General features: G+C 72.3%; 13 protein-coding genes. 2 read left to right on the top strand and 11 right to left on the bottom strand.

What is annotated here, in order from left to right; genetic code table 11:
* Window positions 1-162: 162 nt before the first annotated feature.
* From EAO71_RS34990 to EAO71_RS34975, 5 genes are read right to left on the bottom strand one after another with little or no spacing between them, the layout of a single operon-like run.
* Window positions 163-855, bottom strand: coding sequence for a hypothetical protein (locus tag EAO71_RS34990; protein WP_147981860.1), 693 nt, complete (start codon window positions 853-855; stop codon window positions 163-165).
* Window positions 852-1,118, bottom strand: a complete 267-nt coding sequence (locus tag EAO71_RS34985) for a hypothetical protein (RefSeq protein WP_147981859.1) — start codon at window positions 1,116-1,118, stop codon at window positions 852-854. Before EAO71_RS34985 ends, EAO71_RS34990 begins: the two co-directional genes overlap by 4 nt.
* A gap of 11 nt (window positions 1,119-1,129) precedes the next feature.
* Window positions 1,130-1,273 (bottom strand): hypothetical protein, encoded by a 144-nt coding sequence (locus tag EAO71_RS38020; protein ID WP_187282947.1) that lies wholly within the window; start codon window positions 1,271-1,273, stop codon window positions 1,130-1,132.
* Window positions 1,270-2,127, bottom strand: a complete 858-nt coding sequence (locus EAO71_RS34980) for a hypothetical protein (RefSeq protein WP_147981858.1) — start codon at window positions 2,125-2,127, stop codon at window positions 1,270-1,272. The genes EAO71_RS38020 and EAO71_RS34980 overlap by 4 nt, the downstream gene beginning before the upstream one ends.
* Window positions 2,127-2,441, bottom strand: a complete 315-nt coding sequence (locus EAO71_RS34975) for a hypothetical protein (protein WP_147981857.1) — start codon at window positions 2,439-2,441, stop codon at window positions 2,127-2,129. Before EAO71_RS34975 ends, EAO71_RS34980 begins: the two co-directional genes overlap by 1 nt.
* 156 nt (window positions 2,442-2,597) lie before the next feature.
* Here EAO71_RS34975 and EAO71_RS34970 point away from each other — a divergent pair, with 156 nt between their 5' ends.
* Window positions 2,598-2,894: a helix-turn-helix domain-containing protein gene (locus EAO71_RS34970; protein ID WP_147981856.1), complete on the top strand. Its 297-nt coding sequence runs from the start codon at window positions 2,598-2,600 to the stop codon at window positions 2,892-2,894.
* A gap of 2 nt (window positions 2,895-2,896) precedes the next feature.
* The gene (locus EAO71_RS34965; protein WP_147981855.1) at window positions 2,897-3,304 is read left to right on the top strand and encodes a DUF6221 family protein; all 408 of its coding nucleotides are present in this window, start codon (window positions 2,897-2,899) and stop codon (window positions 3,302-3,304) included.
* Window positions 3,305-3,366: 62 nt separating this feature from the next.
* Here the strand turns inward: EAO71_RS34965 and EAO71_RS34960 are convergent, their stop codons facing one another.
* The 6 genes from EAO71_RS34960 to EAO71_RS34935 all read right to left on the bottom strand — a co-directional run bounded on the left by EAO71_RS34960 (window position 3,367) and on the right by EAO71_RS34935 (window position 6,585).
* Window positions 3,367-4,071, bottom strand: a complete 705-nt coding sequence (locus tag EAO71_RS34960; RefSeq protein WP_147981854.1) for a hypothetical protein — start codon at window positions 4,069-4,071, stop codon at window positions 3,367-3,369.
* Window positions 4,072-4,280: 209 nt separating this feature from the next.
* Window positions 4,281-4,793 carry a hypothetical protein gene (locus EAO71_RS34955; RefSeq protein ID WP_147981853.1) on the bottom strand — a complete coding sequence of 171 codons (513 nt, stop codon included), beginning with the start codon at window positions 4,791-4,793 and terminating at the stop codon, window positions 4,281-4,283.
* Window positions 4,790-5,458 (bottom strand): hypothetical protein, encoded by a 669-nt coding sequence (locus tag EAO71_RS34950; protein WP_147981852.1) that lies wholly within the window; start codon window positions 5,456-5,458, stop codon window positions 4,790-4,792. The genes EAO71_RS34955 and EAO71_RS34950 overlap by 4 nt, the downstream gene beginning before the upstream one ends.
* Before the next feature lie 77 nt (window positions 5,459-5,535).
* A complete protein-coding gene (locus EAO71_RS34945) occupies window positions 5,536-5,808 on the bottom strand; it encodes a hypothetical protein (protein WP_147980443.1) in 273 nt (90 codons plus the stop codon).
* 41 nt (window positions 5,809-5,849) lie between these two features.
* Complete coding sequence (locus EAO71_RS34940) at window positions 5,850-6,038, bottom strand: hypothetical protein (protein ID WP_147981851.1); 189 nt, start codon at window positions 6,036-6,038, stop codon at window positions 5,850-5,852.
* Between the two features lie 46 nt (window positions 6,039-6,084).
* Window positions 6,085-6,585 carry a hypothetical protein gene (locus EAO71_RS34935; RefSeq protein WP_147981850.1) on the bottom strand — a complete coding sequence of 167 codons (501 nt, stop codon included), beginning with the start codon at window positions 6,583-6,585 and terminating at the stop codon, window positions 6,085-6,087.
* Window positions 6,586-6,647: the final 62 nt, after the last annotated feature.

The raw sequence follows: 6,647 nt of genomic DNA, 5'->3' as shown, positions 1-6,647 counted from the left end.
CGTGGCGGGGCGGGTGCCGGGCGGTCCCGGCGCGCAGGTTCCAGTGTGGCACTCGGGGGCGGTCAGTGGCCGCAGAACGGCTTGCTCCACCATCCGCAGGCGGCGCAGTAGTCGGCGGCGGTACGGGCGAGGGCGTGGATGAGGCGGCACATGGCGGGCCCTTCAGGGGGTCTTGGTGACGGTGTAGTGGCGGCGCTCGGCCGGGTCGCGGATGATCGTCATCCCCTGCCCATGCTCGACCGCGAGGGGTGTAGCTGTAGCTGTAGCCGCCCCTGTAGCCACGCCCTGACCTGCGGGAACTACATCCCCAGGAGGGGCTACGGAAGGGGCCGGAAGGGGCGCGGGGAGCGCCCCCAACTTGACCCCGGTGGACGGGGCGCGGCCGGGCATCCTGACGCCCCGCTGAACGGGCAGCCCGGCGGCCTCACACGCGGCCCGCGCGAGGGCTGGCGTCCAGGGGTCGCCGGTGGCCCGGGTGAGGTGCTCGGCGAGCGCCGCGAGGTGGACGCCTTTCCCGGTGCCGATCGCGGTCCGGACGTGCCCGATGAACACTCCCGGCTCGACGGCGGGCGCGGGCTCCTGCTCCGGCTGCTCCTCGACGTCCTCCTCGATGTCCTCGGCGGCCTGGGGGCGGCCGGCCCACCAGGCTGCGCCGAGCCCCGCGACGGTGGCCGCGGGGACGGCGAGGGGGTAGCCGCGTAGCTCGTCGAGGACCGGCGGCAGGACGTACGGCGCGAGGAACGCGACCGTGCCGCCGCGCAGGGCGAGGGACTGCCAGCCCTCCCCCACGAGCCACGTCCCGGCACGGCGGGCGAGGATGCCGGTGCCGTCGGCGATGCGGTACCAGGTGCTCATCGGCCGGTGGTGGTGCCGGTGACGGTCTGTCCGATGCCGTCGCCTGCCTGGCGGACGCCGTAGAACAGGGAGCCGATGAGGCCGCCGGCTCCGGCGAGGAGGATCAGGGCGACGGCGACGATGCCGATGAGCTTGCGGGACTCGGACGGGATGACCTTCCAGCGGCCGAGGAGCCAGGCGACGAGGAGCAGGCCGAGGATGACGGCGCCGCTGCTGATGCCGGCGGAGTTGACGCCCTGGGTGGGGGCGGCGATGGGGTTCACGAGGGGTGTCCTTACCTGGAGGCGATGAAGATGAGGAGCCAGCCGATGAGGAGCCAGCGGAAGGGGCGGCGCGCGGCGGGGATGACGACCGCGGCGAGGCCGAGGGGCCAGAGGGCGAGGAAAGCCCAGTAGCTGACTACGTAGAGGGAGATCACGCGTAGCCGCCCTCGGCTCGGGCGCGGCGGACGGCGGCTCCCACGGACGCTTCCTTGGCGTCGGGGCGGATCGCGAGGATCGCGCGCACGGCGCTCGCGTTGTCGGGTGTGATCGCGACGTGCTCGCGGGCGAGATCGGCGATGCTCGGCTGCTCGCGATCGGTGATCGCGCTGGTGGGCGCAGGTTCGGGGCGCCCTGAAGCGTGCTGCTGCTCGGGGGTGTTCGCGAGCGTGCTCGGCTCGTGCTCGGCCGTGATCGGGGCGATCGCGATCGGCGTGTTCCGCTGGATCTCGGCTCGCATCTCGATCCGATCGAGGGTGATCCGGAAGTCCGCGCGGTCGCGTGCGGCCGTGATCCGAGCCTCCTGCTCGATCCGCTCGATCACGTCGTCGGCGGCGCGCTGCTGCTGCTCCCGCTTCACCTTCCGGAGGCGCGCCTGGTGCTCGCCGTCGCGGATGACGCTGTTGATCTCGGCTTCCTGCTCGGCGGTGAGCGCCGCGGGATCGCGCATGACGAGGAGCGCGATCGCGGCGACAGTCTTGCCGACGAGGACGACGAACGGGCCTGCGATGGCCTGCGCGAGGTCGTGGGCGTCGATGCCGTGGAGGACAAGGAGACCGCCGACGCCGAGGGCGATGGCCCATCCGGCGATGGTGACGGCGCGGCCGCCACGGCGGTGGTGCTCGGCCCACATGACGGACAGCCAGCCGATGTCGCCGGCGATGGCGACGGAGAGGCCGAAGGGGCCGGAGTTCATGAGGTCGGTGATGGCGTAGCCGGACCAGAGGAGGGAGAGGCCGGCGAGGGCGTAGGCGCCGTAGAGGATGGGTGGCGCGCTGGGGCGGCGGGGCATCAGGCGGTCGCTCCCTCGGCGATGAGGCGGAGACGGGCGGCGTAGACGTCGCGGGTGTCGCCGCGCCGGATGGGCGGGAGGCTGCGGAGGAGGGTGTTCTCGACCTGCTCGGAGTAGGTCCCCTCGCCGTAAGTCGCTGCGGCCACCTGGAGCGCCTGCGCTTCGGCGAGCCCCTTGGTCATGGGGTGGTCGGCGTGGTCGGCGTCGAGCCGGTCGGCGAGGGCGAGCTGGAGGACGCCGAGGCGGAGGGGTCCGCCGTGGCGGGCCCGGCGCAGGGCTTCGTCCTGCTGGGTGAGGTGCGTAGAGTCGTGCATGGCTGTTCCTCCTGGTAGGCAGGCGGGATAGCTGGCCCCGGCCGGTCTGACCACCGACCGGGGCCGTTCTGCATCAGCAGCGTGGGACTGCTTGCTCGCCACTGTAGGGGGCCCCTACAGTGATGGCAAGCGGCCTGCCCGATTGAAGGGGCCGGAGTGAGCGACAAGGAGGTGCAGCGGGTGCATGAAGCACTGGACGAGGTCGAGCGCATCGCCGACCCCGAGGCGCGGGTACGGGCGCAGAGCCGGATCATGGCCGCGCAGGTCGAACGGAACAAGGTCTGGTCGGCGGAGCGCCGCAAGCTGATCATTGCCCTGTGGGATGGGGGCGCCGGTCTGTCGTATCGGCAGATCGCTGATCGGCTGGGCTGCAAGCTGAGCACGGTGCAGGACGTGTTCCGCGGCTACAGCGGGTCGGGGTCGCACCGGCCGAGGAAGACGACGGAGGAGTGACCGTGGGTCTGGTGGAGTTCCTGAACGTCCGCCTCGACGAGGACGAGCGGGACGCTCGCGCGAACCGGGGCATCTTCCCTTCGCCGGGGGTGGATGGCGACGGGTGCGTGTGGCTGCACATCCGGCCGGGAGGGAACGCAGTGATCGCCCGCTACGCCCACCCCGTCGAGGGGTACGACGACATGGCGAAGCTCCGGAACTGGGCGGACACGAATTCCGGGTGGACGCAAGCTCGTGTCCTCGCCGAGGTCGACGCCAAGCGGCGGGTCCTCGCCCACGTAACCGCCGAGCTCAACGACTCGGGCGGCGACAACCCGTGGTGGTACGCCGACAAGCTCCTGCCTGTGCTGCGCCTGCTCGCACTCCCTTATGCCGAGCATCCCGACTACGACGAGGCGTGGCGCCCGTAGCCGCGCCCGTGCACGTGGGCCCCCGTCTGGGTGATCCGGGCGGGGGCCTGCTGCTGTCCGGGTCAGGCTGCGACCACTCCGCCCTCGTGGACGATGACCCCGCACCCCTTGCAGCGTGCGCACGGGCGCGCCCCGTTGCCGCCGTACACCTCGAAACGGCCGCCGCACTGGCACGGGTAGGCGTCGGACAGCTCGCGACGCAGGTCCGCAAGGTCGAGGGCCCCCTCCACACGGCGGAGCGCCCCGGCAGCGACTGCGGCGAGGTGCTCCTGCTGCTCGAGAGTGAGCGGCCGGCCGGGCCAGCGCACGCCTTCCGCTCGAGCGGATAGCCACAGGGCGGCCCGTACCGCGCTCGAGGGCTGGCCGGTGAACTGCCAGCGCTGCGGGTCTCGAGCATCCTGCGCGGCGAGCTGATTGCGGCGGATCCGGTCGGCGGTCGGCCAGGTGGGGGGTGCGGGCTGCATGGGGCCGCGCTGGTTCGCGGCGGCGATCTGGGCGGCGGTCTCGAGGAGTGCGGCGTGGACGGCGCGCATGGTGTCGTGGATGGCGAGGTTGATGGGGACGGGGCGGGTGCCGAGCTGGTCGGGGTTTCGCTCGAGGGCGCGGAGGCCGGTGGTCTCGAGGTGGTCGGCGTGCTCGAGGGCGGCGAGGTAGTGGCGGAGGCTGGTGGGGGGCCAGCTCGAGGTGTGGGGGCTGCTGAGCGCGTCCTCGAGGTCGGTCCAGAGGGTGGCGGTGCGGTGCAGATGGTGTGCGGTGGTGGCGGTCATGGTGCGCTCCGGGGTGTGCGTGGGGCGTAGGGTGACTGCACCGTGTGGGGCGTGYTGGCCTGGGGAGGTCGAGGGCACGCCCCACTGCTGTGCGCGGGGTCAGGCTGGGCGGTTGGCCTTGGTGCGGCGCCGGTTGCTGCGGCAGATTCGGCAGAGGCCGATGTGGCACCACCAGGCGGCGCCGAGGTGCCAGTGGGGGCGGAGTGTCTTCACGGCTGGGGCTCCTGGGGGTCGAGGGCGGCGATGGCGGCCCGGTAGGTCTTCAGGCGGGCCACGTCTTCCGGGAGCCACCTGTGCCGTGTGGTGATTTCCTTGAGGGCGTCGTCGGCTCCGCAGATGTCGTCGTGGTCGTGACGCTCTTCGCAGCCCCAGCCGACGATGACGCCGTAGGTCCAGGCGTCGCGCTTGTACTGGCCCCAGTCGCGGGGGTCGTGGACCATCGCGCGGTGGACGGAGTCGGTGGCTTCGCGGGCGGCTGCGAGCTTGGCCTCGGCCTGCTCGGCGCGGTGCTGCTGCTCGCGCAGCTTGCGGGCCCACGCGGCACTCACGTGATCGGTCCCCGCCTGGTCCAGCCGCAGCTGCTCCAGCTCGGCGTACAGCTGGTCGAGGGCGTCCGAGGTGATCGAGTCGACGGTGTGCCGGCCACCGGCCTGCGTGGTCTGGCGTGCCTGTTGGGCTGTGTTGGCGTGGTCGATGGGGCCGAGGCGGGGCTGGTCGGTCATCGGGCGGTCTCCTCGTCGGCGGCGGCGCGGGTCTCAGCGGCCTGCTCTTCGGGGGTGACCCAGGTGCAGTCCTCCCCGGGCTCGTGGTTGTCGGTGAGGTGCTCGATGACGGCGCGCATCTCGGCGGCCCATTCGGTGGGGACGTGGATGGGGACGTTGTCGCTGCGGCAGGCCATGTCGGCGAGGTGGCCGTGGTCGTTGCCGCGCCAGCACCACCAGCCGACGTGGACCAGCTGCTCGGTCTCGTCGGTCGTGGGCTGGGTGGCGTCCTGCTGCCCGACGGCGGCGTACTGCGGGCAGTCGCGGTAGTGCCCAGCAGGGACGAAGGCGGGACCTGTCGACCCGCAGGTGTAATCGGCGGCAGTCTGTTCGAAGGTGTGCAGCTCGTGGCCGATGGCTTTCTGGCACTGCTGGCCGTAGTCCTCGAACTCGGCGGCAGGGCACTGCTGCGTCTCCTCGGCGTCCGGCTGTTGTGTGCTGACCTGGCGGGCCGCGTCGTCGTCGTGGAGCAGGGCCCGGAGCGCGGCGAGGCCGGCAGGGGTGAGCCCGATATCGACGGCCCACGTCTGGGTGTCGAGGTAGGTGATCTCCGGGAGGTGCAGGATGACGCCGTCTCCGTCAGGGGACGTGTCAATCCGAGGCGCGTCGGCGGTGTGGTCGGTCATGGGGCTGCTCCTGTGTGGTGGACTGGTGGGGTGCCCGCCCCTCCCGAATCCCGCGGGAGGGGCGGGCCACTGCGTGATCAAGCCGAGGCAGCGGCCAGGCAGGCCGCGACGATGACAACGGCTGGGGTGTCGCCGGGGAACTCGATGACGGCGCCGCTCGGGCAGTCGAGGCCGGAGTCGTCGGACTCGTTGTGCACGGCCCAGACGGCGCCGGACGGGTGGCGCAGGATGCTGAGTGGCATGTCGGTGTCGCCGGTCCAGCCCGCGGACTCCAGGGCTTCGACGACGTCGAGGCGGCCGAGCCAGTCGCCGGGGCCCGGGCGGCTGATGATCAGGTGCAGGTCGGTCATGGGTTGCTCCTTGGTGTCGGGTGGGGCGGACCGGCGGGCGGCTACGAGACGGGCGTGCAGGTCGGGCACTCGTCGCGGACGTCGGGCAATGCGCGGCCCTCCATGGCGGCAGCGATCTCCATGTCGGTGGCGTCGCCGAGGGTGTAGCCGCAGGCGTTGCACGCGCGCTTGACGCGGCGGGTGGTGGTGCCTCCGTCGTTCCTGCGGGGCGGGGTGTCGGGTCGGGCCATGAGGTGGTCTCCCTGTGTGTGGGTCGGTGGAACCGGATGAGCGCGGTCAGGCGGTGAGGCGTCGGCGGCCGGTCGCGGTGACTTCCAGTCGCGTGCTGAGGTGCGGGCCGTGGTGGACCTTGACGTAGCCGGCGTCAGCGAGGGCGTAGAACGTCGTCTGGCGGGCGGAGTAGCCGTTGCGGGCGCCGAGGGACCAGATGCCGCGGCGGTGGCCGCTGTGGGGTTGTACGGGCTGGGGGAGGGCGGCGAGTGCGCGGAGGGCGGCCAGGGCTGACGGTGTCTCGGCGCTTGCGGGCTTCTTGGTCCGCTTCGGCTTGGTGTTCGTGTCCAGGTCGGCGATCAGCTTGCGACCCGAGTCCGTGGCGCGGATCGGGCCGTCGTCGTCGTGGAGCAGGGCCCGGAGCGCGGCGAGGCCGGCAGGGGTGAGCCCGATATCGACGGCCCACGTCTGGGTGTCGAGGTAGGTGATCTCCGGGAGGTGCAGGATGACGCCGTCTCCGTCAGGGGACGTGTCAATCCGAGGCGCGTCGGCGGTGTGGTCGGTCATGGGGCTGCTCCTGTGTGGTGGACTGGTGGGGTGCCCGCCCCTCCCGAATCCCGCGGGAGGGG

The organism is Streptomyces sp. MS191, assembly GCF_008042125.1.
Taxonomy (GTDB): domain Bacteria; phylum Actinomycetota; class Actinomycetes; order Streptomycetales; family Streptomycetaceae; genus Streptomyces.
This window is presented reverse-complemented; position numbering and strand designations above follow the sequence as displayed.